The organism is Streptomyces sp. NPDC002577, from assembly GCF_053594815.1.
In genome coordinates this window covers 274,078-299,687 of sequence record NZ_JBSFWK010000001.1, presented here as the reverse complement: position 1 = coordinate 299,687, position 25,610 = coordinate 274,078, and the positions used below count along the sequence as shown (strand labels likewise).

Here is a 25,610-nt window from a genome sequence, read left to right as displayed (position 1 = left end):
CGTGCCCGCGCGGCGGCGTGCGCGGCATCATGAGGGTCATGCGTGCCGCCCGCCTCATCAAGATGGTGCTGCTGCTCCAGTCCCGCCCGTCCATGACGGCCGCCGAGCTGGCCCGCGAGCTGGAGGTCTCCGAGCGGACCGTCACACGGGACGCGCAGGCGCTCTCCGAGGCGGGCGTCCCGGTGTACGCGGACCGGGGCCGTACCGGCGGATACCGGCTCATCGGCGGCTACCGCACCCGGCTGACGGGCCTCGCCCGCAGCGAGGCGGAGGCCCTCTTCCTCTCCGGGGTGCCGGGCGCCCTGCGCGAGATGGGCCTGGAGGACGCGGCGTCGGCGGCCCGGCTGAAGGTGTCCGCCGCCCTGCTGCCGTCCCTGAGCGACGCCTCGCGTACGGCGGCGCAGCGGTTCCATCTGGACGCGCCCGCGTGGTTCCAGGAACCGAAGGCACCCGAACTGCTGCCGGCGGTCGCGGACGCGGTGTGGGACGACCGGCGGATCACGGCCCGCTACCGGCGCCGGGACGCCCAGGTGGAGCGGGAGCTGGAGCCGTACGGGCTCGTCCTCAAGGCGGGCGTCTGGTACCTGTGCGCCCGCGCCACCGGAGGTTCCGGTTCGTTCCGCGTCTACCGCATCGACCGGTTCAACGCGGTGACACCGGCCGATGAACGCTTCGAACGCGACGAGACCTTCGACCTGCCCGCCTTCTGGGAGGAGCGGGCGGCGCAGTTCGCCCGCTCGATCCTGCGCTCGAAGGTCGTCGTACGGCTCTCCGAGGCCGGTGCCCGGCGGCTGCCGGGCGTCACCGACGCCACCGCCGCCCGAGAGGCCCTGGAGGCCGCCGGCGAACCGGACGGGCAGGGCAGGATCACCGTCACCCTGCCCGTCGAGTCGGACGAGGTCGCCCACAGCCAACTCCTGGCTCTGGGGCCCGAGGCGGAGGTGCTGGAGCCCACCGGTCTGCGCGAACGGTTCGCCGAGGCGGCGGCCCGGATGCACCAGCTGTACGAGTAGTCCCCTACCGGTAGTCCTCCGCCGGAGCGTCCTTCCCGCCGAAGACGACCTCCTCGAAGTACGCCCACGCGTTCGGCCGGGAGCCGTCGGCGTCCGTGAAGCCGTACTCCGCGGCGAGCTGGCCGCTGGACAGCGACCGCCCGTTCCACCGCTGCCTGTCCGGGTCCGCGGCCAGCGCCACGACGGCCCGGCCGACATAGGCGGGAGACTCGGCGATCGCGAACTCCGGGACCTTCGCGATCGCGTCGCGCCAGGTCTCCTCGGTGACGCCGAACGTGTCGAGCATCTGCTCGGAGCGCAGGAATCCCGGAGTGAGGGAGACCGCCGTACCGCCGTGGTCCTTCAGCTCCTCGCCGAGGCAGAACGCCATCCGGATGGGGGCGTTCTTGGCGAGGTCGTAGTAGAAGTTCTCGCGATAGCGGCTGTTGGACCCGGCGGTGCCGTCGGTGACCTCGACGACCAGTCCGCCGGGGTTCCGCACCAGGAGAGGCAGGGTCAGGCTGCTGGTGACGATGTGCGTACGGACGCCGAGTTCGAGCATCCGCATGCCCTTGCCGAGGTCGTACTCCCACATCTTCGGCTTGGTCTCGAGGACTTCGCCCACCAGGTGCTCGCCGCCCCACACGTCGTTGACGAGGATGTCGAGGCGCCCCTGCTCCCGGTCGATGCGCTCGACGAGCACGCGCACCTGGTCCGGCTCGAGGTGATCGGTGGGTACGGCGATCCCGGCGCCGGAGGTGCCGGCGGCTGCGTCGACGAGCTCGGCGGTCTCCTCGATGGTCTCGGTGGTGCGGCCGACCTCGCTGACCTTCTCCCTGGTGGTACGGCCCGTCACGTACACGGTGGCCCCGGCGCGCCCGAGCTCCACCGCCATGGCGCGCCCGGCACCGCGCGTGGCGCCCGCGACCAGAGCGATCTTTCCCCCGAGTGGCTGTGCGTTCTCCATAGGACTCTCCATACGACGAGCGTCCCGCGTAAACCCGACATCTTCTGTCCGGCTTTCTGAAGCACTTCGCGCGCCGGGCTTGTCGTACTACGCGCCTGCCTTTCTGCGCCCATTGCGCACATAACGGAACAGCTGCATCTGTCCCACTCCGCGTGCATCGCCCATCCCCAGGACCGATGCTTGTGGCGTGATGGACGAGACGGAGTTCTGGGAGATCGTGGACAGCACCCGCGAGGCCGCCGAGGGCGACCCCGAGGACCACGCCGAGTTGCTCGTCGAGAGGCTGCTGAAGTCCGATCCGGACTCCGTACTCGACTTCGCCCGGCACTTCGAGTCCCGCTACAACCGCGCGTACCGCTGGGATCTGTGGGGCGCCGCCTGGGTACTGCTCGACGGGGCGAGCGACGACGCCTTCGACTTCTTCCGCTGCTGGCTGATCGGCCAGGGCCGCGAGATCTTCGAAGGTGCGATGCACGACCCCGACTCGCTCGCCGCCCTCCTCGACGAGTTCGACGAGGAGATCGACGGGGACGGCGAGGAACTCGGCTACGCGGCGGACGAGGCGTACGAGGAACTCACCGGAACCGTCGCTCCCGACCTCGGCATCCCATCGGCACCGCCGGAGCCCGAGGGCACGCCGATCGACTTCGAGAACGAGACGGCGCTGTCGGTGCGGTATCCGAAGCTGTGGGAGCGGTTCGGGTCGTAGGCCCGGTCGTCGGACTCGCGCCTACGCCGCAGCCCGGCTCCACCTCGCGGCCCCCGGCGCACCCGTCGCGCGCGGCTCGGTGAAGTGGTGCGGCGGAGCGGCGTTGGCCCGGTCGAGGGCGGAGGCGGTGGCGGCGGTCGGTCCCACGACGACAGACGCGGCGACACAAAGAACCGTCCACGGCTTGCGGAGCACCGCGCCCGCCCAGGACTGCTGCGCCTGGGGGCCGTCGGCCTTCGTGTGCTTGTTCATGATCCCCACCTCCGGTTCGTTGCGTTCACGCTAGGAGGCGGGCCTCGGAGGAACCTGTGCGCCCGATACACCGTGCCTGTGCACGGTGGCCCTAGGGCTCCGGCTCCGGCTCCGGCTCCGGCGCGAAGACGAGCATCGTCGCGTCGTCCTGGACGCTTCCGGCGAACCGGACCAAGTCCTTCCACACCACGTCGGTCGTCATGGCCAGATCGTCCTCGCTGAGTACGGGCAGCCGGTCGGCGAGCGGATAGAAGGCACCGGAACCGTCGCGTGACTCGGTGACCCCGTCGGTGACGACGAACAGCCGGTCGCCCGGTTCCAGCGGGACGACGAGCTCCTCGGGCGAGCCGGCCGCGATGCCGAGGCCCAGCGGCAGTCCGGCAGGCACCCGGAGCTCGGTCGCCGTACGGCCGCGCAGCAGCAGCGGGCGGGGATGGCCGCAGGAGACGATGCGCACGGCACGGGCGCCGCCGGTGAATTCCAGCAGTACGGCCGTCGCGAAGAGCTCCGCGTTTCTCACCCCGGCCGAGTCCACGACGAGCCTGCGGTCGAGCCGGTCCGCGACCCCCGCCAGCTGTGGCTGGTCGAGCGCGGCCTCCCGGAACGCGCCGAGCAGGGCGGCGACGGTGCCGACGGCGGCAAGGCCGTGCCCCTGCACATCGCCCACCAGCGCCCGTACGCCGTAGGGACCGTCACGCACCTCGAACAGGTCTCCGCCGACCAGGGCCCCGCGATGGGCCGCCCGATACAGGCCCGCACAGCGCACGTGCCCCACGCGCTCGGGCAGCGGCGGCAGCAAGGCGAACTGGACCGCCTCGGCGACCGCGCTCACATTGATCAGCTGGGCGTCGCGCCGGCTGCGCACCCAGGCGATGACCACGCTGAGCAGGGCGATGAAGGAGACCGTCACCAGATCGATCTCGCCCGGTTGACCGAGGTCCGGCCACGGAAGGTCGAGCAGGCCGAGGACGATGACGCCGAGCAGAGCCGTGGCCGCTGGCCCGTACGACAGCGCGGCCAGCGGCGGGATCGCGGCGAGCAGGAAACCGACGTCGAACCTGCGCGAGGTGGCGAGACCCGCGGCGGTGAGCCCGACGATCAGTACGAGGGGCAGCAGCCGGAACCACCGGGGCGGCGGAGCCCCGCGCAACCAGGCGCGCTCATCATCGTCCCGGCGCCGAGACGCGGCCCCGTTCATCACCGCACTCCCTCCGGCCGCCCCGTCGCTTTCCGGCCGTTTCTTTCACGCTCCTACGCCGGGGGCGCGGACGCACGCCGGGCCGTGCCGTTCCGAGTGGCGGATGGCGGGTGGCGGGTGGCGGGTGGCCTAAAGGCTGCGTCCCATCAGCACGTCGTCCACGTACTCCCCGGCGAGATAGAACTCGCCCGGCTGCACTCCCTCGACCACGAACCCCTCGGATTCGTAGAGCTTGCGGGCGGGGGTGTTGTGACCGAGGACGCGCAGGCTGATACGGCGGGCGCCCTGGCGGCGGGCCTCGTCCACGGCCGCCCGGACCAGCGCACGGCCCACGCCCAGACCGCGCGCCTCGTCGGCGACGGCGAGCCCCTGGATCTGCCGCACATGCGCGTTCGACGGCAGCGGGATCGCAAGGGCCAGCCGGACGTAGCCCACGATCCGGCCGCCGTTCTCGGCGACGAGGTGGTCGCGGGGCCCGAAGCGTTCATTGAAGAAGGGGTCGTACGGAGGCTGTTCCCTGGGTCTGACGGCATGCAGGGTCGACCAGGCCGCACGATCGAGGCGCCCGAGCGCCTCTTCGTCCTCGGGCAGCGCGAAACGTATGTACGGGACGGGCATGAGGGCCACTGTACGGCCGGTTCGACCGGCCTGATCGGTTCCGCACCGGTGCCCAGCGCTCGCTCTCCCCGGCCCCGCCCCTGTACGACGCGGGGGTACCCGCCGTCGTGGGTTGTGTCCACCATCGGCTGATGCTCGCCCCGAACTCCGGCATTCCGCGGCCCTGTTGGGGGCATGAGGTCTCCACCAGCCGCCCAACTCGGGGAGGGGCACGTGCTAGAGCCGGTGAAGACTGCGGACGTCGTCATCGTGGGAGCCGGAGTCGCGGGACTCGCGGCCGCGCACCACCTGACCAGGGCCGGTGTAACCACCGTCGTCCTGGAGGCCGCCCCTTACGCGGGCGGCCGAATGTCGACAGAGAAGGTCGACGGCTTCCGACTCGACCGTATCGGCCAGTTGCTGTTCACCTCGTATCCCGAACTGCGCAGCACTCCGGGACTCGACGCACTCGCCCTCCGCCCGTTCTCCTCCGGGGTCCTGGTGTACAGCGACGGCCGCCATCACCGCGCCGGGCAACCGGCGATACCCAGGGGCACAAAGGGCGCAAGGGGCGGCGCAAGGAGTAGCGCAAGGAGCGCACTCATCGCAGCACGCACGCTCGCAAGCGCCCCCCGAACCCCCCGCTCTCCCCGCACCCCTCGCGCTCCCCTCACCGCACGCCCGGCACCCCCGCTCGGCGGCGCCCTCGACCAGGCCCGCCTCGCCGCGGCCCTGGGACGCCTCGCCGCCACCCCGGCGGAGCGGTTGCTGACCCGCCCCGAACACCCCACCGCCGAGGCCCTCGCCACCCGCGGCCTGCCGTCCCGCACCGTCGACGGCTTTCTGCGCCCCCTGCTCTCGGCCCTGCTCGGCGACCCCGGTCTGACGACGTCGAGCCGGTGCGCGGACCTGGCGCTGCACGCCTTCGCCCGCGGTCGCCTGTGCCTGCCGGAGGGCGGCGCCGACATGCTTCCGGAGCTGCTGGCGGCCACGCTGCCACCGGGCACGGTACAGACCGGCGTACGCGTCACGGAGGTGTCCACCACCTCCGTGAGGACGGCGGGCCACGGCGAATTCCCGTGCCGTTCCGTACTCGTGGCGACCGGCGCCCGCACCGCGGCAGAGCTGCTGCCGGGGCTGCGGGTACCGTCCTTCCACCCGGTGACAGTGGTGCACCACGCCACGTCGGAACCGCCGCTGGCCGAGCCGGCGCTGCTGCTCGACGCGGACCGCCGCGGCCCCGTCGCGTACACGGCCGTGGTCAGCCAGGTCGACCCGTCACGCGCCCCGGCGGGCCGCACCCTCGTCTCGTCGACCGTCCTCGGCCCGCCCCCGCCCGGCCTGGACTCCCTGGTGCGCGCGCACTTGGCCGAGCTGTACGGAACGTCGACCTCCGGCTGGGAGACGCTGGCCGTCCACCACGATCCGGAGGCCGTGCCCGCGATGCCCGCACCGCACGATCTGCACCGCCCGGTGCGCCTGCTGGCCGGCCTGTACGTGTGCGGCGATCACCGGGACACGAGCACGGTGCAGGGGGCGCTTCACTCGGGCCGCCGCGCCGCACACGCCCTGGCCGCCGATCTCGGCGTGGACGTGCCGACGGCCGTGGACCCCGTGCCCACGGCCGCCTGAACCCCACCCACGCTGAGCAACCCGGCGCCGCCTGCGCTCACCCCAGCGCGGCGACCTTGTCCCGATATCCCCGGACCGGCGCGGCGTCCCGGTACGGCTCGAGGCGCCGCTCGAAGTCGCGTACATACTCGACGGCCCGTACCGACCGCATCTCCGCGGCCTGGCCCGCGGCCTCCGCGCCCAGCCTGCAGGCCTGGTCCAGTTCGCCGAGGCCGAGCCGCGCGGAGGCCAGAACCACGCGGCACAGCAGACGGCTGCGCGCGAAACCGTGCGGGCGCAGCTGCAGCGAGCGCTCGGCGTGCTGCGCCGCGGCCCGGTACTGCTGGAGGTCGCGGTGGCAGTGCCCGAACTCGTCCGCGAGCTGCGCCTCGTCGAAGCTGCGCGCCCAATGCGGCACGTCGTCCCCGGGACGCGCGGCGTCGAGCGCGCGCTCGGCCCGCGCGAGCGAGGCCGTGCACGCCCGCACCTCGCCGAGCACGGCGTGCCCACGCGCCTCGACGGCGTGCAGGAGCGCCTGTACGACGGGCGGGGCGGTCGTGCCGACACCCTGCTGGGCGACCCTCGCCAGCTGTACGGCCTCGCGCCCGTGCCCCAGATAGACCGCCTGGCGGCTCATGGTGACCAGTACGTACGAGCCGTACGCCCGGTCCCCCGCGGCCTGGGACAGCCTCAGTGCCTGCACGAAGTACCGCTGGGCCAGGCCGTGCGCCGCAATGTCGAACGACGTCCAGCCGGCGAGGCAGGTCAGGTCGGCCGCGGCGGCGAAGAGACGGCGGCCCGTCTGCTCGCCGTACGTCCCGCGCAGCATCGGCTCGACCTCGTGCTCCAGATACCGGACGAGCGCCTGCCGTGCGTGCCCGCCGCCGTAGGCGTGGTCGAGCGTGCGGAACAGCTCGCCGACGGAGCGCAGTGCCGCGATATCGCCGCTGCTCACCCGCTGCCCGGACGCGCGCTCGGATCCCGCGCTCCCCCGGCCGGCGGCGGGATGCACGGGCCGCGGCCCCCCGGGCCTGCCCTGTGCGGGCACGAGTCCGACGGCCGGGAGCTGGTCGCCGCGGCCCACGCGGTCGTCGGCGCGGCCGATCAGCCAGTCCCGGCTGGGCACGACGAGCCCGGCCGGAGTGAAGGCGATCTTGCGGAGCTCCGCATGGCTGCCCGAGTCCTTGCGCCACAGCCCGCTGACGATGTCGACGGCCTCTTCGGGGGTCGCCGCGAACTCCAGGCCCGCGTAGACCGGTGCGCAGGCGTCGAGCCCGAGGTCCTGTGCGCTCAGCCGCCGTCCGAGGCGCCGGGTGAAGACCTCGGCGATCAGCGCGGGTGTGGTGCCCCTGGGCTGCTGGCCGCGCAGCCAGCGGGTCACCGATGTCTTGTCGTACCGGAGGTCGAGCCCGTGTTCCAGACCGAGCTGGTCGACGCGGCGGGCCAGGCCGGCGTTGGAGAACCCTGCCTCTGCGATGAGCGCGGCTAGCTGGCGGTTCGGGGTGCGCTGCGGAGGTCGTTCCGTCATCTGCTGTGCGGTCTCCTGCCTTCCGGGCCGCGGTACATCCCTCATGACTTCACACAAGGAACCCTCATGACATGGCAGAGGGAACTGGCGTGAATTTAGCGGTCGGCGGGGCCCCTCTTCCCGGCCACGACCTGCATTCATCCGATCGTGTGAGGATTTCCTGGAGGGCCTGACGGCGAGCGGCCGGAGGGGCAGCCGAGTGCCCGCGCCGAGGGCGGCCGCGAACCGGCGGAGGACCGGCCCGGACCCCCTGCCGTACATGCCCGTACAGTGGCTGGGGGCATATGTGCATGGTGAAGGTTTTAGGAGGCACTTGCCGTGAATGAACTGCGGTTCGTCCGCATGGGATTCGGTGCGGACGCCGTCGACTACCAAGAGGCCTGGGACGAGCAGCGCCGCGTGCACGCCGCCCGTTTCGCGGACGAGATTCCGGACACCTGTCTGCTGCTCGAGCATCCGCCGGTGTACACGGCCGGTCGGCGCACGGCGGACAGCGAGCGCCCCCTCGACGGCACCCCCGTCATCGATGTGGACCGCGGCGGCAAGATCACCTGGCACGGGCCGGGCCAGCTGGTGGGCTATCCGATTCTGAAGCTGCCCCGCCCCGTCGACGTCGTCGCCCACGTACGCCGCATCGAGGAGGCCCTGATCCGTACGTGCGCGGAGTTCGGCCTGGAGACCACCCGGGTCGAAGGTCGCAGCGGCGTGTGGGTGCTCGGCGAGCCCCGACAAGAGGCAGCGCAGCGCCCGGCGTTCGGCGGGCTGTCGCTCGACTTCGACCCGCGGCTGCAGGACGAGGAGTTCGACCCCCGGCTGAACGGCCCGGAGTACGCCCCCTCCAACGCCGGCCAGCGCCGCGAGGACCGCAAGGTCGCCGCCATCGGCATCCGGGTCGCCAAGGGCGTGACCATGCACGGCTTCGCGCTGAACGTGAACCCGGACAACACCTGGTTCGACCGCATCGTGCCCTGTGGCATCCGCGACGCGGGTGTGGCCTCGCTGGCGGACGAGCTGGGTCGGGACATCACCATCGCGGACGTCCTGCCGGTGGCCGAAAAGCATCTGCTCGACATCCTGGAGAACGCGGAGCCGAAGCCGCGCGAGATCGAGCGGACCCCGGCCTAGCCGGCGGTCCCGCGCCCGGGAATGCACCCCCGCACTCGGAGGTTGCCCGGAGGCAAGGGCGTGCACAGCACGGGCGTACGCTGGTGTGCGCCGACGAATCGAAGCCGCGCAACGGAGAGAGGGGCGCCCGACGTGTCCGCAGTCGCACCCGACGGACGCAAGATGCTGCGCCTGGAGGTCCGCAACAGCCAGACCCCCATCGAGCGCAAGCCCGAGTGGATCAAGACACGGGCGAAGATGGGCCCCGAGTACAACGCCCTGCAGAAACTCGTGAAGAGCGAGGGCCTGCACACGGTCTGCCAGGAGGCGGGCTGTCCGAACATCTACGAGTGCTGGGAAGACCGCGAGGCGACCTTCCTCATCGGCGGCGACCAGTGCACCCGGCGCTGCGACTTCTGCCAGATCGACACCGGCAAGCCCGAGGCGCTCGACCGTGACGAGCCGCGCCGCGTCGGCGAGTCCGTCGTCACGATGGACCTGAACTACGCCACGATCACCGGCGTCGCGCGCGACGACCTGGAGGACGGCGGCGCCTGGCTGTACGCCGAGACCGTGCGTCAGATCCACCAGCAGACCGCGGGCCGCGAGGGCGGGCACACCAAGGTCGAGCTGCTCGCGCCCGACTTCAATGCCGTTCCTGAACTGCTCCAGCAGGTCTTCGAGTCCCGCCCCGAGGTCTTCGCGCACAACGTCGAGACGGTGCCGCGGATCTTCAAGCGCATCCGTCCGGGCTTCCGCTACGAGCGTTCCCTGAAGGTCATCACCGAGGCCCGTGACTTCGGCCTGGTGACCAAGTCCAACCTGATCCTCGGCATGGGCGAGACCCGTGAGGAAATCAGCGAGGCGCTGCGGCAGCTGCACGACGCGGGCTGCGAGCTGGTCACCATCACGCAGTACCTGCGCCCGTCCGTGCGCCACCACCCCGTGGAGCGCTGGGTCAAGCCGCAGGAGTTCGTGGAGCTGAAGGAGGAGGCCGAGGAGATCGGCTTCTCCGGTGTGATGTCCGGCCCGCTGGTCCGCTCCTCTTACCGCGCCGGCCGGCTGTACCAGATGGCGATCGAGAGGCGAGGCGCGTACGTGGCGTCGCAGGCGGTCTGAGGCAAGCCGCAAGCCGTCCAGCGCAAGCGGAAGGCGGCGGTCGCCTGACACTGGATCAGGCTGACTGTGTGAATCTGAGCACAAGAAACTACCGGCCGGTAGCGGCCGATTCGACGCGGTCCCGGGAGTCCCCGCAGATGAGGGGCACAACCGGGGCCGCGTCGGCGTTTCACCCCAACGCATCCGGGTTTCATTCGTGTTTGACCGGTCGGTCATGCCCTGGTAACACCAATCAGTGACTCTGGGTCTACACAACGTGCACCGCACAACCCGTCGCCCGTGCACCCGGGCCCTCAGCACTCGCTTCCACGCCGCTACCGAGGGGGATCCACATCATGCAGGCCGCGCCCCTACGCGCCACCGCCATTCCGTCGTTCACCGGTGCTCTGCGCGCCGTCGAGTCGCTGCTCATGAGCGGCGGACAGCGCACCGCCCGCCGCAACGCCTGGACCTCGGTGCTCGAGGACCGGCGCCGGGCCAAGGACCGGGTCGAGGCCCAGCGCGTGCTCGATGAGGCCGTGGCAGCCCGCACGTCGTAGGCACTTCCTGGGCCACGTAGACTTCAGGACATGGCGAGGAAGGAAACTGCAGCGGACGCTGCGAACCCCGGGCGACTCAAGCAGATCGCCCTGACCTACAAGATGACCCGCAAGGCCGACAAGAAGATCGGTCTTGTTCTCGCGGCTGTGGGAATCGTCACCTTCGGTGTCTTCCTCGCGATCGGCTTCCTGATCGGTCATCCCATCTATCTCGGCATCCTGGGCTTCCTGCTCGCCTTCCTGGCGACAGCGATCGTCTTCGGACGCCGGGCCGAGCGTGCCGCCTTCGGGCAGATGGAGGGCCAGCCGGGCGCGGCCGCCGCGGTGCTGGACAACATCGGACGCGGCTGGACGACGACCCCGGCGGTGGCCATGAACCGCAGCCAGGACGTCGTGCACCGGGCCGTCGGCAAGGCCGGCATCGTCCTGGTCGCCGAGGGCAACCCGAACCGTGTGAAGAGCCTCCTGGCCGCCGAGAAGAAGAAGATGGCCCGCATCGTCGCGGACGTGCCGGTGCACGACGTGATCGTGGGTACCGGCGAGGGCCAGGTCGAGCTGAAGAAGCTCCGCACGACACTGCTGAAGTTCCCGCGCGTCCTCACCGGCCCGCAGGTCACCACGACGAACGACCGGCTGCGCGCGATGGGCGACCTGATGAGCAACATGCCGCTGCCGAAGGGCCCCATGCCCAAGGGCATGCGGATGCCGCGCGGCGGCCCGAAGGCGCGCTGACACTGCCGCCGTTCCCACTACGACGACGGGGCGCCCGGAACCACTCGGTTCCGGGCGCCCCGTCGTCGTACCGGGCCGGGCGCGGCTTCGTCGGGGCGGGGTGAGCCTCAGAAGCCTCGTCGGGTGAGTCTCAGAACCGGACCTGGACCGCGCGGGCCAGGCGGTCGTGCAGGCCGCGGCTGTCGCGGTCCCAGATCAGGGCGGGGATCGCCAGGCACAGCAGGACGCTGCGCGCCAGGACCCGCCCGACGCCCAGCCGGCCGCCGTCCACGCCCACGACGCGCAGCCGGAAGAAACGCTTACCCGGTGTGAAGCCCAGAGTGCCGAGGGTGAGCACGTTCAGTACGAAGAGGATCAGCAGGGCCCAGGAGCTGGTGGACTGGTCATAGCTGCCAGTGATCAGACTGGATGCAATCAGCACGCACAGCCCCCAGTCGACGACGATCGCGCCGACACGCCGGCCGAGCGGCGCCACCGAGCCCGGCCCCTGCTTCGGCAGACCGAGCTGCTCACCCCGGTAGCCGAAGTCGACGCCCATGTCCTCGGCCGCCTGGCGCGGTCCCGAGAGCCACGATCCGATTACTTCCCTGTTGTTCACCCGTCCACGGTACTGCGCCCCTATATGCGCTCCGGCTGCCGGGGTGGTAGAGAGGGAGGAGACGACAGGGGCGGTTAACTTCGACGAAACAAATGGGTCACGCCAGAGAAACTCGACCTCCCTATGGTCGGGTGCAGCGTGTGCCACCGCACTGGCCCACGACCGAGCTACAACCCCCGCGTCCCCTGTCCGGGCCGGGATAGGAGGAGCTGGATGTTCCAGAACGCCGACGAGGCAAAGAAGTTCATCGCAGACGAGGACGTCAAGTTCATCGACGTCCGGTTCTGCGACCTTCCGGGCGTGATGCAGCACTTCACGGTGCCGGCGGAGGCGTTCGACCCCACCGAGGAGCTTGCGTTCGACGGCTCGTCGATCCGCGGCTTCCAGGCCATCCACGAGTCGGACATGGCGCTGCGCGCGGACCTGTCCACCGCTCGCCTGGACCCGTTCCGCAAGGACAAGCACCTCAACATCAACTTCTTCATCCACGACCCGATCACGGGCGAGCAGTACAGCCGTGACCCGCGCAACGTGGCGAAGAAGGCCGAGGCCTACCTCGCGTCGACCGGCATCGCCGACACCGCGTACTTCGGCCCCGAGGCCGAGTTCTACGTCTTCGACTCCGTGCGCTTCGCCACCGAGTCGAACCAGGCCTTCTACCACATCGACTCCGAGGCCGGCGCCTGGAACACCGGCGCCCTCGAGGACAACCGTGGTTACAAGGTCCGCTACAAGGGCGGTTACTTCCCGGCCCCGCCGGTCGACCACTTCGCCGACCTGCGCGCCGAGATCTCCCTCGAGCTGAACAAGGCCGGCCTGCAGGTCGAGCGCCAGCACCACGAGGTGGGCACCGCCGGCCAGGCCGAGATCAACTACAAGTTCAACACGCTGCTGGCCGCGGCCGACGACCTGATGCTCTTCAAGTACATCGTGAAGAACGTCGCCTGGCGCAACGGCAAGACCGCGACCTTCATGCCGAAGCCGATCTTCGGTGACAACGGCTCGGGCATGCACGTCCACCAGTCCCTGTGGAACGGCGGCGAGCCGCTGTTCTACGACGAGCAGGGCTACGCGGGCCTCTCGGACACCGCCCGCTACTACATCGGCGGCATCCTGAAGCACGCCCCGTCGCTGCTGGCCTTCACCAACCCGACGGTGAACTCGTACCACCGCCTGGTCCCCGGCTTCGAGGCCCCGGTCAACCTGGTCTACTCGCAGCGCAACCGCTCCGCGGCCATGCGTATCCCGATCACGGGCTCGAACCCGAAGGCCAAGCGCGTCGAGTTCCGCGCCCCGGACCCGTCCTCGAACCCGTACCTGGCGTTCTCGGCGCTGCTCCTCGCGGGCCTCGACGGCGTCAAGAACAAGATCGAGCCGGCCGAGCCGATCGACAAGGACCTCTACGAGCTCGCTCCCGAGGAGCACGCGGGCGTCCCGCAGGTCCCGACCTCGCTGCCCGCCGTCCTCGACGCGCTCGAGGAGGACAACGAGTACCTGCAGGCCGGCGGTGTCTTCACCTCCGACCTGATCGAGACCTGGATCGACTACAAGCGCGCCAACGAGATCGCCCCGATCCAGCTGCGGCCGCACCCGCACGAGTTCGAGCTGTACTTCGACATCTAAGATCGCCGCAGGTCAGAGCGGGTTTCCGCGCTCCTGAGCCGATCGAAAGGCCGTGGGCCGCGCCCCTCCTCCGGGAGGGGCGCGGCCCACGGCTTTTGCACTTCAGCCGCGCAGCCGGTCGAAACGGAACGGTGCCAGGCCATCGGGCCGCCTCCCCGTGAGGATGTAGTCGGCGAGCCCCCGGCCGGTGACCGGGCCCAGCGTGACGCCGAGCATGCCGTGGCCCGTGGCCGCGTAGGCGTTGGTGTGGCCGGGGACGCGGTCGATGAGGGGGAGGCCGTCCGGGAGGAAGGGGCGGCCGCCTACCCAGGGGTCGCGGATCAGGGTGACGAGGTCGTCGGGGTCGTCGAACCAGTGGCCCAGGTAGTGGCGGCTCGCGCGGGCGACGGCGACGATGCGGCGCCAGTCGAGGCGGTTGTTGTTGCCGCTCAGTTCCATCGTGCCGGCGATCCGGGTGGTGCCGCCGATCGGTGAGGCGACGGCCCTGCGCTCGCCGAAGTACAGGGTGTGCCCGGGTGCCGGGTCGAGGTCCACGGAGAAGCTGTAGCCCTTGCCCGCCTGGAGGGGCAGGCGGTGGCCCAGGTCGTACAGGAGGTGCGGGGAGCGCATTCCGGCTGCGATGACGACGGCGGAGCAGGGGATGTCGCCTTGTGCGGTGCGCAGTGCCGTGACCCGGTCTCCGTGGGTGCGGAAACCGGTCGCCTCCGCGTTCTCGTGGATCTTCACGCCGGAGGCCGTGAGCGCCTCGCCCAGGGCGCGCGCGAACGCCTCCGGGTCGACCACGCCTTCCCCGCGGACGAGGTAGGCGGCCCGTATCCCCGGTGACAGCGCGGCGTCCAGCCGGTGCGCCCCGGGGCCCGTGGTGACGTCGTCCGGCAGCTCGTAGCGGCCGTCCGCCATCTCGCGCTGGAGCGCCAGGTGGTGGCGTGCTTCGGCCGGCGACAGGAACGCGTGCACCATGCCGGGGCGGTGCAGCGTCGTGGCGATCCCCGCCTCGTGCAGGCCGTCGAACAACTCGAAGGTGCCGCGGTTGAGTTCGGCGATCGCCGCGTAGCCGCGCCGGAACGCGGACGGCGTGCTGCTGCGCCAGAACCGCCACAGCCAGCGTACGAACGCCGGGTCCGGCAGGGGCCGGAGGTAGAGAGGCGAATCAGGGCGGCCCAGCGAGCGCAGGGCGTAGCGGATGACTCCCGGGGCCGGGACGGGGGTCGAGTGGCTCAGGCACACCCATCCTGCATTGCCCCGGGATGCCCCCGATCCCACGGCGCGTCGTTCCACGACCTCCACGGATACGCCGGACGCGGCAAGGTAGTACGCCGTGCACAGGCCGACCACGCCGCCTCCGACGACCACAACCGGACCGCTGCCCAAAGCTGTCGTCTCCCCGCTCTCCTGGGTCATGACGTGGATCCGTACGACGCGAGGAACTCCCGTGTCCGGGCCTGACCCGGGCTGCCCAGGACCTCGTCCGGGCTGCCCTCCTCCACGATCCGGCCGCCGTCGACGAAGACGACGTGGTCGGACACCTCGCGGGCGAACGGCAGTTCATGGGTGACGAGCAGCATCGTCATGCCGTCCGCGGCGAGTTCGCGCATCACGCTCAGTACCTCCCGGGTGGCCTCCGGGTCCAGAGACGAGGTGGGCTCGTCGAACAGGAGCACCTCGGGCCTCAGGGCGAGGGCCCTGGCGATGGCGACACGTTGCTGTTCGCCGCCGGAGAGCTGGTCGGGCTGGGCGAGGGCGCGGTGGGCGACGCCGACGCGGCGCAGCAGCGCGACGGCCCGCTCCAGCGCCTCCTGTTCGGGGACGCCGGCCTTGCGCTGGGCCAGTGCGACGTTCTCGACGGCCGTGAGGTGCGGGAAGAGGTTGAACCGCTGAAAGACCATGCCGACGGTGCGGCGCAGCCGGGGCAGGTCGCGGCAGACCGTGCGGGCGCCGCTGTGCACCACCTCGCCGGCGATCTCGACCGTGCCCCGGTCGGGCCGTTCCAGCAGGTTGACGCAGCGCATCAGGGTCGACTTCCCGCCGCCGCTCTGCCCGATGATGCTGACGATCCGCCCGCGGTGCACCTTCAGGTGTACGTCGTCCAGCACGAGCCGTCCGTCGAAGGACTTGCTCAGCCCGGTGATCCGTACGACGGCCTCCGGGGACGCCTGCGCCATGGCCTTCGATGCGATGACCGGTTCGGTCATGCCGACGCCTCCTTCAGGTCGGCGACTGCAGTGGGCTCGGCGGCGAGCAGGGCGCGGGCCGCCCGCAGCCGCCGTCGTCGCCATGGGGACAGGGGGACTCCCGCTCGTACCTTCCGTTCGAGGAGCAGCAGGAGTTGGGACAGGGGGTAGCAGAGGGCGAAGTAGACGGCGGAGATGACGAGGTACACCTCGAGGGCGCGGAACGTGGCCGACGTGATCAGCCGGCCCTCGCTCATGAGCTCGGCGGCCGAGACGGTGACGAGCAGTGAGGTGGATTTCAGCAGGTCGACCAGCATGGTGTTGGTGCCGGGTAGCGCCAGCCTGAGGGCCTGCGGCAGGACGACGTGGCCGAAGATGCCCGTCCTGCCGAGGCCGAGCGCCTCGCCCGCCTCCGTCTGCCCGGCGTGCACGCCGCTGATCGCGGAGCGGAAGATCTCGGACAGGTAGGCAGCGTAGAAGACGACCAGGCTGAGGCAGCCGGCCGTGAACACGTCCAGCCGGAGGCCGGCCGAGGCCAGGCCGAAGTAGGTGAGGAAGATGATGGCGAGGAGCGGGACGTTCTTGAACACCTCGGTGTAGACGGCGGCGATCGCGCGCGCCGGCCAGTTCCTGCTCAGCCGCAGCAGCGCCACGGCGAGGCCGAGGACCACCGCGCCGGCGAAGCTCACGACCGTGTAGGCGAGGGTGCGGCCGAGGGCGTCGATCAGGTCCGGCCGGTAGTCGGACCAGGGGACTTGGAAGAGCCCTGACATGTCACGACCTCACTTCGCGATGGACGGCGGCGTCCAGTTCTCGGGCCGGTCCACGCCCCTGCGGGCGGTGGCGACATCGGCGGCGGGCTTCAGGAACTGCTCCGGATCGCCGCCGTACTTCTTGACGAGCTTCGCCATCTCGCCGTTCGCGTACATGGCGTCGATCTGCGCGGAGATGGCCTTCTCCAGCCTGGTGGCCTTCTTGGGCAGGTAGAAGCCCGTCTGGTACGGCTGGAAGTACTGGTAGGCGGGCTTGGCCTTGACCTCCGCGGCGGTCGGAGTCGTCAGGTACTCGGTCTTGATCTTCAGGTCCGGGCGTTCCTTCTGCGCCGCGATGATGATCAGCGGGTCCAGGAAGCCGACGTCGATGCGGCCCGCCCCGAGGTCGTCGAAGACGCCGTTGGCGTCGGGGTAGGCGTGCAGCTCGGCGCCGGGCACGGCCTGGATCGACTTGACCCAGACGTAGCCCTCGACGGTGCCCAGCTGCAGGCCCTTCAGATCGTCGACGGTCTTGTACGTCTTGCCGGAACGGACGGCCATCGCGGGCGGCGAGTAGTAGGGCGGATCGGTGAACAGCCCCTGTTTCTGCCGGTCGGCGCTCCAGGCGACACCGCCGATGGTGATGTCGACGCGGCGGGACTGCACGCCGGCGAGCATGCCCGCGAAGTCCGTCACCTGCGGCTCGATCCGCAGGCCCAGCTTGTCGGCCGCGTACTTGAGGATCTCGCCGTCCAGGCCGACGATCTTGTCGCCCTGGACGCTGGTGTAGGGCGCGTACGGCTGTACGGCCACCTTCAGCACACCCGGCGTGAGCGTGCCCAGCGCGGCGGTCTTGGCGGACACGTTCTTCGGGTCGCCGCCGCCGCCCGAACTGCAGGCGGCGGCCGCCGGGAGGAGGAGCATCGCGGACAAGGCCGCGATGAGCGAACGCACACGGGTCATCGGCTTGGGCCTTCCGTATCGGGGCGGGGGAACCCGCTGTCGGGGCTGGAGAAAACCCGCTCACGGGCCGAGGGACCCGCCGGTCACCGCGCTGTGCCGGCGGCGGGCTGTGCCGGTGCCCAAACGGTAGAGACGGACCATCCGCCCGTCATCGGTCACTTCGTACGAATCTGTGGCCGAGAAAGCGCCGTCCGCTGTACGGTGCGTCCCACTCGGTGCCCCCTCGACGGGAGAAACGCCCATGCAGAGCCCGTCACTCGCGCTGAGCCCGTCACTCGCCCAGGAGATCGCCGGGGACACCTCCGCGGTCATCGGTTTCAACGTGCTGATCACCGATGCGGACGGCGTGGTCATCGGCAGCGGCGACACCAGCCGGGTCGGGTCCTTCCACGAGGCGTCCGTCGAGGTGATACGCACTCAGGAGCCCGCGACGCACAACGCGTCGCAGGCCCAGCAGCTCAGGGGGGTACGCCCTGGGGTGACGCTCCCGCTGGTCACGGACGGGCAGGCGGTGGGGACGGTGGGCATCACGGGTACGCCGGCCCAGGTGCGCCGCTTCGGGCTGCTGGTGAAGCGCCAGACGGAGATCCTGCTCCGCGAGTCGGTGATGCTGCGCTCCCGGCTCCTGGCGGAGCGGGCGGCCGAGAAGCTGCTCGCCGACATCGCCTCGTACGACCCGCAGGTCGTGGAGGGCGACTTCCTGCTGTTCCGGGCCGCGGAGCTGGGCTTCGATCTGCGTCTGCAGCGGGTCGCGGTGGCCTTGGAGGTGACCGTGCCCGATGCGGGCGGGGACGCGCGACAAGGTGGTTCTGCAGAGGCCGGCCCCGCCCAGGCCGCCCCTGCTCGTATCGCCCCATCGCCGGCCGGCCCGACCCGGGACATGGCGCTGATCCGCTCGGAGCTGCTCCGCACCGTGCGCGAGGTGTTCGCCGACCCCCAGGACATCGTCGCGAGCACGGCTCCCGGCTGGATCGGCGTGCTGCACCGGTTTCCCGCCCGGCAGCCGGGGGAAGCGGTGGCGGGCCTGGTGGCCGACTGCCGCCGGGTCACCGACCTCATCGCCGCCCAGGACGGCCTGACCGCCCGCGCGGGCATCGGCGAACCGGCCACCTCCGTCGGCGGCCTGCGGGACTCCTACCAGGACGCCTGCGACGCGCTCCGTCTCGGCGCCCGGGTCAGCGGCAGCTGTCGCGGCCAGGCGGCGGCAACCTCCGTGCACCTCATCACCGATCTGCGGGTCCACCAGGTCCTCGCCGGCGTCGGCCACCCCGCCCGCCGGCGCCTGCTGGAGCTGACCGCGGCGGGTCTGCGTGCCCAGTCCGACTGGCCGGTGCTCCGCGACACGGTCATCGCCTGGTGCGAGAGCGGGTTCAATCTCGTACGGGCGTCGGCGGCCCTGCACATCCACCGCAACACGGTCGTCTACCGCATGAACAAGATCGAGGAGATCACCGGCCGCTCCCTGCGCGAACACCGGACCACCATGGCCCTCTATCTCGCGTGCCTCGCCGACCAGCTCGACGGCGGTCGTCGGGGGGTCGCGGGACCGGCCGGACCGGTCGGACCGGTGGGAGAGCGTAAGTCGCCGTCTTCACCGGCTCATTGACACCTGTCCGTCACAGAATGAAACTCTAGCCTCACGCTGAATGACGTTCACCTTGCGATTCCAGTGCACGAGCCGCTCACTCACAGGGACGGACATGTCTGCTTCTGGTACGCCCGGTTCATCGAATCTGACACCAAGTCAACGCCGGGGGTGGCGGCGGTCCAGACGCGCCGCCGCCGCGCTGAGCGCCTTCGCGGCGTTAGCCGCCGGCCTCGCCGTCGCCCCGGGGGCGCAGGCCGCATCGGGCGGGCGGGAGGTGTCCCGCCCCGCCTACCTCGACCCGGCGAAGCCCGTCGAGAAGCGCGTCGCCGACCTGCTCGCACGGATGACGTTGGAAGAGAAGATCGGCCAGATGACTCAGGCCGAGCGGGCCGCCGTCACCGACGACCCGGCGCGGATCGCCGAGTGGGGCCTCGGCTCGGTGCTGTCCGGCGGCGGCTCCACACCGGCGGAGAACACCCCGGCCGCCTGGGTCGAGATGGTCAACGAGTTCCAGGAACAGGCGCTCGGCACCCGGCTGGGGATCCCGGTCATCTACGGGATCGACGCGGTGCACGGCCACGGCAACGTCACCGGCGCCACCCTCTTCCCGCACAACATCGGCATGGGCGCCACCCGTGACCCGCAACTCGCAGAAGAGGAAGGCGAGGTGACCGCGGCTGAGTTGCGGGCCACCGGCATCCCCTGGGACTTCGCGCCGTGCCTGTGCGTCACCCGGGACGAGCGGTGGGGCCGCAGCTATGAGAGCTTCGGCGAGGATCCGGCTCTGGTGAAGACCATGGAGACCGGGATCGAGGGCCTGCAGGGCCCGACGCCCGACCACATCGGCTCCGACCGTGTGCTCGCCACGGCCAAGCACTTCGCCGGGGACGGCGACACGACGTACGACTCCGCCACCGCCGCCGCGAACGAGAGCAAGCCCTCGTACGAGCAGAAATACACGATCGACCAAGGCGTCACGGTCACCAGCCGGGAGCACTTCAACAGCGTCGACCTCGCCCCGTACGGGCCCGCCGTCAGGACGTACGAGGTGGGCTCCGTCATGCCGTCCTTCTCCAGCGTGGACTGGACCGAGGACGGCATCGGCAACCCGGTGAAGATGCACGCCAGCAAGGAACTCCTCACCGGCGTGCTGAAGCAGAAGACGGGATTCAAGGGCTTCGTCGTCTCCGACTGGGAGGGCATCCACCAGATCCCCGACCCGTCCGACCCGTCCAACACCGGTCTGACCGCCTACAAGGTCCGTACGGCCGTCAATGCGGGCGTGGACATGTTCATGGAGCCCTACACGGCTCCGGAGTTCGAGCAGTTGCTGCTCGGCGAGGTCGAGGCGGGCCGGGTCAGCCGGGCGCGGATCGACGACGCGGTCTCACGCATCCTGCGGGAGAAGTTCGCCCTCGGCCTGTTCGAGCACCCCTACGCCTCGGCCGGCAAGGCCGACGAGGTGGGCAGCGCCGAGCACCGCGCCGTGGCCCGTGAGGCGGTCGCCAAGTCGCAGGTGCTGCTGAAGAACAGCGGCGATCTGCTGCCCCTCAGCCCGAAGTCGAGGATCTACGTGGCCGGGCGCAACGCCGACGACGTCGGGAACCAGGCCGGCGGCTGGACCAGCACCTGGCAGGGGGTGTCGGGCGACGGTGTGACCGGCACGTCGATCCTGGACGGGATACGGCAGGTCGCCCCGGGCGCCGCCGTCACCTACAGCGAGGACGCCTCCGCGCCCACCGCCGGGTCCGATGTCGGTGTCGTCGTGGTCGGCGAGACTCCGTACGCCGAGGGATACGGCGATGTCGGCGGGCCGGAGTGCGGGTGGTGCAGCACCCCGCAGCAGGAGTCGAAGTCGCTGTCGCTCCAGGCCCAGGACAAGGCGGTCGTGGACAAGGTCTGCTCGGCCGTGGAGAAGTGCGTCGTGCTGGTGGTGTCAGGCCGGCCGCAGATCATCACGGACCAGCTGGGCAAGATCGACGCGCTCGTCGCCTCCTGGCTGCCCGGCAGCGAGGGGGCGGGCGTCGCGGACGTGCTGTTCGGCAAGCGGCCCTTCACCGGGCGGCTGCCGGTGAGCTGGCCGAGGAGCGCCGACCAGGTGCCCGTCAACGTGGGTGACGACGAGTACCGGCCGCTCTATCCCTTCGGCTGGGGGCTGCGGACCCAGGCCAAGGCCGGGGGCGGCAAGGTCGCGAGCCGGGCGGCGCTGGACTCCGCCCGCTCCAAGGGCGATGTGGGACTGGTCGACGAGATCGTCTCCGGCGCCCGTGACGCGGCACAGGCCAGCGTGGTGGCCGGCGGCGCCCCCGGCGACTGGGCCCGGCTCATCGCGGACGCCGACCATGCGTTGCTCGCCGGGGACCCGGTGACGGCGTACACGTTGCTGAGGCGTGCCGCCTCGTAGGGGCTGGTGCGCCAGGCCGTTGCCCGCCGCCGGGGACCGAGACCCGCGTCCCCGGCGGCGGGCAGCGCGTCAACCCTGGACGCCGACGCCCTGTCCTCTCAGCGTCACCTCGCTGGGCCCGTTGAACGGGGCGAGCGACAGCACCGTCCTGGGCGTCCGCAGCCCGTCGTTCTCCGTGAACAGCTTCCGTACCGTGCCGAAGGGCGCGTGGTCGTACGTCACCAGGGCGGCCTGGTCGTACAGCTCCCTGATCTCGTCCGTCATGTCCCCGTCGCCGCCGGCTCCCGTGCCCCACACATCCCACAGCAGCGTCTCGACCTTGCTCAGCGCCGCCAGGTCGAGCCGGATGTTGCCCGCCACGAACCACTCCCCCACCAGCGGCCCGTCCGGAAGGGGGAGTCCGAAGGTCTTCGGGTCCGCTTCGCCCGCGCGAATCGACCGCCATGCCGCGCCCGCGACCAGGAAGCGGTCGCGGGGCACGTCCATGGGATCGAAGTCGATGTTGTGGGCGTCGATGACCAGCGCGTCGGCGAGTTCCGCGTCGGCGAGCAGCCAGCCCCGTTCGTCGTCCCAGTACTCGGTGACCACATGGTCGAAGTGGAAGCCGTCCGAGCCGAAGTAGTCGGCGAACCCGGACCTGATGCGTGCCGGAATCCCCGCGTGCCGCAGGAACGAGCAGTGCAGCAGGGAGAAGTCGCGGCAGATGCCGACGAAGCGGTCGCCGAGCTCGCGGCGCTGCGTCAGCGGGGCGCCGTTCCGCTCGGTGATGATGCGGAGGATGTCGTCGATGTAGCGGGTCTCGGCGTCGTTGTGCAGGCGGTCCTGCGGGATGTCGTAGCGGTAGAGCTCGCCCTCAACGCGGTGGACCAGCAGGTCACGGGCGATACGGGCGAGCTGCGCGGGATCGGTCGGCAGGTCGGCGTAGAGCGGGGCGAGGTCACCTGGATCGGAGAACGCGCTCTGGGTGGCGTAGAAGGCGGCGGCGTCCGGTTCGAGGCGTGCGGACGGCATGGAGGAACCCCCGAAGACATATCGGCCACTTGTTCGATTGCTGGGCCGGTGGCCCTCACGGTGCCAAAATTCGGCGGCTGATGTCCAGACTTCCTGCGTCCTGCCCCACACCGAACGTCAGTTCCCGCCAAACGGCTTGCCGCCGTCGCCGCTCCTAGACTGGATACGTGGCCCGGCCCAACGAAGAGGTCGAGGCGCTCCTCAAGGAGTACGCGGACCTCATCGCGATCACCCACGGAGACGCGTTCAAGGCACGCGTCTACGAGAAGGCGGCCCGTGCGATCGGCGGGCATCCGAGAGATGCCTCCCAGCTGGACGCCGCCGCGCTGCGCGACATCCCCGGAGTCGGCAAGTCGATCGCCGAGAAGGTCGTCGAGTACTTCCGCACGGGCCGGATCACGGCGGTGGAGGAGACCCGGGCCAAGATCCCCGCCGGGGTACGGGAGCTCATCACGATCCCGACGCTCGGCCCCAAGAAGGCCATGGCGCTCTACGAGGACCTGCACATTGCGTCCGTCGGAGAGCTGGCCGACGCCATCCAGGCCGAGAAGCTGCGCGATCTGAAGGGCTTCGGCGAGAAGACCGAGCAGAACATCCTGCACGGCATCGCCCTGCTGCAGCAGGCGGGCGACCGCATCCTGCTGAGCATGGCGATGGAGCAGGCCGAGGAGGTCGTGGCCCAGCTCTCCCAGGTGACCGGCTGCCAGAGCTGCACCTACGCGGGCTCCCTGCGCCGGATGAAGGAGACCATCGGCGACATCGACATCCTTGTGGCCGCCGGTCGTTCGGCGCCGTTCATGGCCGCGCTCAGCGAGCTTCCGTCCACCGCCGAGGTCATCGCCCACGGCGAGAAGAAGACCTCGATCCGCACCACGAAGGGGCTCCAGATCGATCTGCGGGTGCTGCCGCCCGACTCGTGGGGCGCCGGTCTGCAGTACTTCACCGGCTCCAAGGCGCACAACATCCGCACCCGTACGATCGCCGTCCGCCAGGGGCTGAAGCTCTCCGAGTACGGCCTGTTCGAGACGGAGAGCGGCAAGAGCGTCGCCTCCCGGTCCGAGGAGGACGTGTACGCGAGGCTCGGCCTGCCGTGGATCCCGCCCACGCTGCGCGAGGACCGGGGCGAGGTCCAGGCGGGGCTGCGCGGCGAGCTGCCCGAGCTGGTGACGGAGCAGGACATCCGCGGTGACCTGCACACCCACACCGACCTCACCGACGGCCTCGCCCCGCTGGAGGAGATGGTCGAGGCCGCCGCCGGGCGCGGCTACGCGTACTACGCGATCACCGACCACGCCCCCAACCTGTACATGCAGCGGATGACCGACGAGAAGATCCTCGCCCAGCGCGAGCAGGTGCGGCAGCTCGACGGAAAGCACCACCGCATGCGGCTGCTGCACGGCACCGAGCTCAACATCGGCCCCGAGGGCGAACTGGACTGGCCCGACGACTTCCTCGCGGGTTTCGACCTCTGCGTGGCCTCGGTGCACTCGCACTTCAATCTGAGCCGGAAGGACATGACCCGCCGCCTCGTGCGCGCCTGCGAGAACCCGCACGTCAACGTCATCGGCCACCCGACGACGCGGCTGATCGGCAAACGCCCCGGCATCGACGCGGACCTCGACGAGGTGTTCGCCACCTGCGCCCGCACCGGCACCGCGCTGGAGGTCAACTCCCAGCCCGACCGCCTGGACCTGTGCGACGAGGACATCCTGCGCGCCAAGGAGTACGGCGCGAAGTTCGTGATCGACACCGACGCGCACTCCGTCCTCCACCTGGCGTTCCTGCGCTACGGGGTCGGTACGGCACAGCGCGGCTGGCTCACCAAGGACGACGTGATCAACACCTGGCCGCTGGGGCGGCTGCGCAGGTTCCTGGGCGGCGGACGGGCGGCTTGAGACAGGGCGTACGCACGGAACGTGGCCGCCTACCACCGAAGCGTGAGCGTCCCGTCCGGCTCACGGTCCACACGCAGGCCGAACTCCTCACTGATCCGGTCGAGTACCGCCCGCAGCCACTCCGAGTCCTTGCCCGAAGCGTGCTGCAGCCGCATCCGCCGGGCCTGCAGGGGCACCATCCGCACGGTCGCGGGCCTGCCGGTCGCCCGCTCCAGCGAGATCAGGAAGAGCAGGCGCAGGTCGTCCCGGTAGCGCTCGTAGCCGCTGATGCCCTCGTAGTCGTCGACGAAGTCGCCGCAGCCGTAGAGAACGAGCTTCCCGCGGTACATCTCCAGCGGGCGCGGGTGATGGGACGAGTGCCCGTGCACGAGGTCGACACCGCCGTCGACGAGCGCGTGCGCGAAGCGCGCTTCGCCGGCCGAGACCTCGTAGCCCCAGTTGGGACCCCAGTGGACCGAGGCGACCGCGATGTCCCCGGGTCGCTTGATCTGCCGCACGCGGCTGGTGATGGCGTCCGCGGCGGCCTCCGACGGCTCGGCCACCAGGTCCACGCCGGATCTGCCCTCGCCCGCGGCCCAGCTCCGCGGGATGCCGCTGGACGGCATACCGAAGGAGAAGACCAGGGCGCGGCCGCCCCCGGCCAGCGGGACGACGGCGGGCCGCCGGGCCTCTCCCGCGTCCCGCCCGGCACCGGCCGTCAGCAGCGCCGCGCCCGCGAGGCCGGTGAGCGTCTCCTCCAGACCGCGGCGTCCGAAGTCCAGTACGTGGTTGTTGGCCAAGGCGCACACGTCGGGGCGGGCGGCGGCCAGGCAGGGCAGGTTCTCCGGGCTCATCCGGTAGTGGACGCCCTTGCCGGGGGCGAACGTGCCGTCCCGCGTGACGCTGGTCTCCAGATTGACCAACCGGACGTCCGGAGCGGCCTCTTCGAGCACCGTAAGGGCGTCGCCCCAGGGCCAGGAGAAGTCGACAGGGCCGGGAATCGGACCGTTCTGCTCCACCGCCAGCTCGACATAGGCGCGGGCGTCACGGATGTAGCTCTCCCGCAGCACGGGGTCTCCGGGATACGGAAGGATCTGGTCGACGCCGCGACCGAGCATCACGTCGCCGCAGAGGAACAGGGTGACCAGGCCGTCCCCATGCGTCCCAGGCATTCTCCCAGGCTAGGCCCATCGCCGGGAGATCACAGGCCGTGACGCGGCAGGTCCCGCACCCCCTCGCGAGCTCACGCTCCGGGGGCACGGGACCTTGTCGGGCGGT

The 25,610-nt window shown here is 70.8% G+C and carries 23 protein-coding genes; 11 read left to right on the top strand and 12 right to left on the bottom strand.

Going from position 1 to position 25,610, the window contains the following annotated elements; all coding sequences use genetic code 11:
* The first annotated feature begins 38 nt into the window (after positions 1–38).
* The gene (locus tag ACWD4J_RS01390; RefSeq protein ID WP_451393196.1) at positions 39–1,013 is read left to right on the top strand and encodes a helix-turn-helix transcriptional regulator; all 975 of its coding nucleotides are present in this window, start codon (positions 39–41) and stop codon (positions 1,011–1,013) included.
* Positions 1,014–1,017: 4 nt separating this feature from the next.
* Here the strand turns inward: ACWD4J_RS01390 and ACWD4J_RS01385 are convergent, their stop codons facing one another.
* Entirely contained in the window at positions 1,018–1,959 is a 942-nt protein-coding gene (locus ACWD4J_RS01385; RefSeq protein ID WP_451393195.1) for an SDR family oxidoreductase, read from the bottom strand.
* 190 nt (positions 1,960–2,149) lie between these two features.
* Here ACWD4J_RS01385 and ACWD4J_RS01380 point away from each other — a divergent pair, with 190 nt between their 5' ends.
* Entirely contained in the window at positions 2,150–2,668 is a 519-nt protein-coding gene (locus tag ACWD4J_RS01380) for a DUF4240 domain-containing protein (protein ID WP_451393594.1), read from the top strand.
* Between the two features lie 21 nt (positions 2,669–2,689).
* On the opposite strand, the gene ACWD4J_RS01375 is transcribed toward ACWD4J_RS01380, so the two are convergent.
* The 3 genes from ACWD4J_RS01375 to ACWD4J_RS01365 all read right to left on the bottom strand — a co-directional run bounded on the left by ACWD4J_RS01375 (position 2,690) and on the right by ACWD4J_RS01365 (position 4,736).
* Positions 2,690–2,920, bottom strand: a complete 231-nt coding sequence (locus ACWD4J_RS01375) for a hypothetical protein (RefSeq protein ID WP_451393194.1) — start codon at positions 2,918–2,920, stop codon at positions 2,690–2,692.
* 91 nt (positions 2,921–3,011) lie between these two features.
* A complete protein-coding gene (locus ACWD4J_RS01370) occupies positions 3,012–4,118 on the bottom strand; it encodes a PP2C family protein-serine/threonine phosphatase (RefSeq protein WP_451393193.1) in 1,107 nt (368 codons plus the stop codon).
* A 129-nt stretch (positions 4,119–4,247) separates the two neighbouring features.
* Positions 4,248–4,736 carry an N-acetyltransferase family protein gene (locus ACWD4J_RS01365; RefSeq protein ID WP_451393192.1) on the bottom strand — a complete coding sequence of 163 codons (489 nt, stop codon included), beginning with the start codon at positions 4,734–4,736 and terminating at the stop codon, positions 4,248–4,250.
* A 213-nt stretch (positions 4,737–4,949) separates the two neighbouring features.
* Between ACWD4J_RS01365 and ACWD4J_RS01360 the strand changes: the two genes are divergently transcribed.
* Positions 4,950–6,347, top strand: coding sequence for an NAD(P)/FAD-dependent oxidoreductase (locus tag ACWD4J_RS01360; protein WP_451393191.1), 1,398 nt, complete (start codon positions 4,950–4,952; stop codon positions 6,345–6,347).
* 37 nt (positions 6,348–6,384) lie between these two features.
* Here ACWD4J_RS01360 and ACWD4J_RS01355 read toward each other — a convergent pair whose 3' ends face one another.
* Positions 6,385–7,854 carry a regulator gene (locus tag ACWD4J_RS01355; protein WP_451393190.1) on the bottom strand — a complete coding sequence of 490 codons (1,470 nt, stop codon included), beginning with the start codon at positions 7,852–7,854 and terminating at the stop codon, positions 6,385–6,387.
* 318 nt (positions 7,855–8,172) lie between these two features.
* On the opposite strand from ACWD4J_RS01355, the gene lipB reads away from it, so the two are divergent.
* From lipB to ACWD4J_RS01335, 4 genes are all read left to right on the top strand, one after another.
* The gene (gene lipB, locus ACWD4J_RS01350) at positions 8,173–8,979 is read left to right on the top strand and encodes a lipoyl(octanoyl) transferase LipB (RefSeq protein ID WP_451393189.1); all 807 of its coding nucleotides are present in this window, start codon (positions 8,173–8,175) and stop codon (positions 8,977–8,979) included.
* 132 nt (positions 8,980–9,111) lie between these two features.
* Positions 9,112–10,077: a lipoyl synthase gene (gene lipA / locus ACWD4J_RS01345; protein ID WP_451393188.1), complete on the top strand. Its 966-nt coding sequence runs from the start codon at positions 9,112–9,114 to the stop codon at positions 10,075–10,077.
* 335 nt (positions 10,078–10,412) lie between these two features.
* A complete protein-coding gene (locus ACWD4J_RS01340) occupies positions 10,413–10,616 on the top strand; it encodes an SCO2195 family GlnR-regulated protein (protein ID WP_451393187.1) in 204 nt (67 codons plus the stop codon).
* A 30-nt stretch (positions 10,617–10,646) separates the two neighbouring features.
* Positions 10,647–11,348, top strand: coding sequence for a DUF4191 domain-containing protein (locus ACWD4J_RS01335; RefSeq protein ID WP_451393186.1), 702 nt, complete (start codon positions 10,647–10,649; stop codon positions 11,346–11,348).
* Between the two features lie 130 nt (positions 11,349–11,478).
* On the opposite strand, the gene ACWD4J_RS01330 is transcribed toward ACWD4J_RS01335, so the two are convergent.
* Positions 11,479–11,886, bottom strand: coding sequence for an RDD family protein (locus ACWD4J_RS01330; RefSeq protein ID WP_451393593.1), 408 nt, complete (start codon positions 11,884–11,886; stop codon positions 11,479–11,481).
* A gap of 273 nt (positions 11,887–12,159) precedes the next feature.
* Here ACWD4J_RS01330 and glnA point away from each other — a divergent pair, with 273 nt between their 5' ends.
* Entirely contained in the window at positions 12,160–13,569 is a 1,410-nt protein-coding gene (gene glnA / locus ACWD4J_RS01325) for a type I glutamate--ammonia ligase (protein WP_451393185.1), read from the top strand.
* 102 nt (positions 13,570–13,671) lie between these two features.
* Here glnA and ACWD4J_RS01320 read toward each other — a convergent pair whose 3' ends face one another.
* The 4 genes from ACWD4J_RS01320 to ACWD4J_RS01305 are packed head-to-tail and all read right to left on the bottom strand — an operon-like array spanning position 13,672 to position 17,455.
* Positions 13,672–14,970 carry an NAD(P)/FAD-dependent oxidoreductase gene (locus tag ACWD4J_RS01320; RefSeq protein ID WP_451393184.1) on the bottom strand — a complete coding sequence of 433 codons (1,299 nt, stop codon included), beginning with the start codon at positions 14,968–14,970 and terminating at the stop codon, positions 13,672–13,674.
* A complete protein-coding gene (locus tag ACWD4J_RS01315) occupies positions 14,967–15,761 on the bottom strand; it encodes an amino acid ABC transporter ATP-binding protein (protein ID WP_451393183.1) in 795 nt (264 codons plus the stop codon). The genes ACWD4J_RS01320 and ACWD4J_RS01315 overlap by 4 nt, the downstream gene beginning before the upstream one ends.
* Positions 15,758–16,513, bottom strand: coding sequence for an amino acid ABC transporter permease (locus ACWD4J_RS01310; protein WP_451393182.1), 756 nt, complete (start codon positions 16,511–16,513; stop codon positions 15,758–15,760). Before ACWD4J_RS01310 ends, ACWD4J_RS01315 begins: the two co-directional genes overlap by 4 nt.
* A 9-nt stretch (positions 16,514–16,522) precedes the next feature.
* Positions 16,523–17,455, bottom strand: a complete 933-nt coding sequence (locus tag ACWD4J_RS01305; RefSeq protein ID WP_451393181.1) for a substrate-binding periplasmic protein — start codon at positions 17,453–17,455, stop codon at positions 16,523–16,525.
* 241 nt (positions 17,456–17,696) lie between these two features.
* Between ACWD4J_RS01305 and ACWD4J_RS01300 the strand changes: the two genes are divergently transcribed.
* Positions 17,697–19,061 carry a CdaR family transcriptional regulator gene (locus ACWD4J_RS01300; protein ID WP_451393180.1) on the top strand — a complete coding sequence of 455 codons (1,365 nt, stop codon included), beginning with the start codon at positions 17,697–17,699 and terminating at the stop codon, positions 19,059–19,061.
* A 256-nt stretch (positions 19,062–19,317) separates the two neighbouring features.
* Positions 19,318–21,447 carry a glycoside hydrolase family 3 protein gene (locus ACWD4J_RS01295; protein ID WP_451393179.1) on the top strand — a complete coding sequence of 710 codons (2,130 nt, stop codon included), beginning with the start codon at positions 19,318–19,320 and terminating at the stop codon, positions 21,445–21,447.
* Positions 21,448–21,516: 69 nt separating this feature from the next.
* Here the strand turns inward: ACWD4J_RS01295 and ACWD4J_RS01290 are convergent, their stop codons facing one another.
* On the bottom strand, positions 21,517–22,458 hold the full coding sequence (locus tag ACWD4J_RS01290; protein ID WP_451393178.1) for a transglutaminase-like domain-containing protein: 942 nt from the start codon (positions 22,456–22,458) through the stop codon (positions 21,517–21,519).
* Between the two features lie 167 nt (positions 22,459–22,625).
* Between ACWD4J_RS01290 and polX the strand changes: the two genes are divergently transcribed.
* On the top strand, positions 22,626–24,353 hold the full coding sequence (polX, locus tag ACWD4J_RS01285; RefSeq protein WP_451393177.1) for a DNA polymerase/3'-5' exonuclease PolX: 1,728 nt from the start codon (positions 22,626–22,628) through the stop codon (positions 24,351–24,353).
* A gap of 29 nt (positions 24,354–24,382) precedes the next feature.
* Here the strand turns inward: polX and ACWD4J_RS01280 are convergent, their stop codons facing one another.
* On the bottom strand, positions 24,383–25,504 hold the full coding sequence (locus ACWD4J_RS01280) for a CapA family protein (RefSeq protein WP_451393176.1): 1,122 nt from the start codon (positions 25,502–25,504) through the stop codon (positions 24,383–24,385).
* Between the last annotated feature and the right edge of the window lie 106 nt (positions 25,505–25,610).

What these genes read in the sequence shown, in the direction of transcription:
- ACWD4J_RS01390 (WP_451393196.1), top strand. Translation starts at nt 39, where the DNA reads ATGCGTGCCGCCCGCCTCATCAAGATGGTGCTGCTGCTCCAGTCCCGC.
- ACWD4J_RS01385 (WP_451393195.1), bottom strand. Translation starts at nt 1,959, where the DNA reads ATGGAGAACGCACAGCCACTCGGGGGAAAGATCGCTCTGGTCGCGGGC.
- ACWD4J_RS01380 (WP_451393594.1), top strand. Translation starts at nt 2,150, where the DNA reads ATGGACGAGACGGAGTTCTGGGAGATCGTGGACAGCACCCGCGAGGCC.
- ACWD4J_RS01375 (WP_451393194.1), bottom strand. Translation starts at nt 2,920, where the DNA reads ATGAACAAGCACACGAAGGCCGACGGCCCCCAGGCGCAGCAGTCCTGG.
- ACWD4J_RS01370 (WP_451393193.1), bottom strand. Translation starts at nt 4,118, where the DNA reads ATGAACGGGGCCGCGTCTCGGCGCCGGGACGATGATGAGCGCGCCTGG.
- ACWD4J_RS01365 (WP_451393192.1), bottom strand. Translation starts at nt 4,736, where the DNA reads ATGCCCGTCCCGTACATACGTTTCGCGCTGCCCGAGGACGAAGAGGCG.
- ACWD4J_RS01355 (WP_451393190.1), bottom strand. Translation starts at nt 7,854, where the DNA reads ATGACGGAACGACCTCCGCAGCGCACCCCGAACCGCCAGCTAGCCGCG.
- ACWD4J_RS01340 (WP_451393187.1), top strand. Translation starts at nt 10,413, where the DNA reads ATGCAGGCCGCGCCCCTACGCGCCACCGCCATTCCGTCGTTCACCGGT.
- ACWD4J_RS01335 (WP_451393186.1), top strand. Translation starts at nt 10,647, where the DNA reads ATGGCGAGGAAGGAAACTGCAGCGGACGCTGCGAACCCCGGGCGACTC.
- ACWD4J_RS01330 (WP_451393593.1), bottom strand. Translation starts at nt 11,886, where the DNA reads ATGGGCGTCGACTTCGGCTACCGGGGTGAGCAGCTCGGTCTGCCGAAG.
- glnA (WP_451393185.1), top strand. Translation starts at nt 12,160, where the DNA reads ATGTTCCAGAACGCCGACGAGGCAAAGAAGTTCATCGCAGACGAGGAC.
- ACWD4J_RS01320 (WP_451393184.1), bottom strand. Translation starts at nt 14,970, where the DNA reads ATGACCCAGGAGAGCGGGGAGACGACAGCTTTGGGCAGCGGTCCGGTT.
- ACWD4J_RS01315 (WP_451393183.1), bottom strand. Translation starts at nt 15,761, where the DNA reads ATGACCGAACCGGTCATCGCATCGAAGGCCATGGCGCAGGCGTCCCCG.
- ACWD4J_RS01310 (WP_451393182.1), bottom strand. Translation starts at nt 16,513, where the DNA reads ATGTCAGGGCTCTTCCAAGTCCCCTGGTCCGACTACCGGCCGGACCTG.
- ACWD4J_RS01305 (WP_451393181.1), bottom strand. Translation starts at nt 17,455, where the DNA reads ATGACCCGTGTGCGTTCGCTCATCGCGGCCTTGTCCGCGATGCTCCTC.
- ACWD4J_RS01300 (WP_451393180.1), top strand. Translation starts at nt 17,697, where the DNA reads ATGCAGAGCCCGTCACTCGCGCTGAGCCCGTCACTCGCCCAGGAGATC.
- ACWD4J_RS01290 (WP_451393178.1), bottom strand. Translation starts at nt 22,458, where the DNA reads ATGCCGTCCGCACGCCTCGAACCGGACGCCGCCGCCTTCTACGCCACC.
- ACWD4J_RS01280 (WP_451393176.1), bottom strand. Translation starts at nt 25,504, where the DNA reads ATGCCTGGGACGCATGGGGACGGCCTGGTCACCCTGTTCCTCTGCGGC.